Origin of the sequence: Fuscovulum blasticum DSM 2131 (genome assembly GCF_003034965.1) — a bacterium.
Lineage (GTDB): Bacteria > Pseudomonadota > Alphaproteobacteria > Rhodobacterales > Rhodobacteraceae > Pseudogemmobacter > Pseudogemmobacter blasticus.
The window spans coordinates 1-781 of record NZ_PZKE01000066.1 but is presented as its reverse complement, the minus strand read 5'-3'; the positions used below and the strand labels follow the sequence as shown (position 1 = coordinate 781).

Below are 781 nucleotides of genomic sequence, written 5' to 3'. Positions count from 1 at the left end.
AAGCCCTTCGGGATGGGTCAGGGTGTTGACGGCGTGATCGGCGCCCATCTTCCGGGCGACGGCCAGCGTTGCATCCTGAATGTCGGTCACGATGATTTCCGCAGCCCCCCGCTGGCGGGCGACCGCCACACAAAGCGCCCCGATCGGACCCGCCCCCGTGACCAGGACCACCTTGCCCGCCAGGCTGCCGGCGACCGCTTCACCCCGGTTGGCGGCGTGCAGGCAGACCGCCAGCGGCTCGGCGCAGGCGGCGGCGCCCGGGTCGGTGCCTTCGGGCAGCGGATGGCACTGGCCGGCGCCGATCACCACAAGATCGCGGAACATGCCCTGCTGATGCGGAAGATACATCGCAGATCCCCTGAACTTCATCGCCGTGCAATGGATCGTCAGGCCCTGCCGGCAGAAGGCACATTCTCCGCAGGGATGCGAGGGGTTCATCGCCACCAGTTGCCCGACCTGCAACCCGGTGACGCCCGCGCCCAGCGTTTCGATCACGCCGGCGGCCTCGTGCCCAAGGATGATCGGCTCGCGGACGCGGATGGTGCCGATGCCGCCTTCCAGCCAGTAGTGCAGGTCTGACCCGCAGACTCCCGCCCGCCCGCACGGCCACCCGCACCTCGCCCGGACCGGGCGCGGGCAGGGGCTGGGTTTCCAGCCGCAGGTCATTCTGCCCGTGCAGGCGCACGATCCGGTTTTCCGTCATGGTCATTGTCCTGCCCTCACGGCATCAGAAGGTTGGGCAGCCAGGTTGCCAGCGGGGCCCAGTAGCTGACCATCAGGA

The 781-nt window shown here is 69.0% G+C and carries 1 protein-coding gene; it reads right to left on the bottom strand.

The window, feature by feature from the left end; all coding sequences use genetic code 11:
• The coding region (locus tag C5F44_RS17710; protein WP_235822675.1) for an alcohol dehydrogenase catalytic domain-containing protein at nt 1–666 on the bottom strand (666 nt) is incomplete at its 3' end.
• Nucleotides 667–781: the final 115 nt, after the last annotated feature.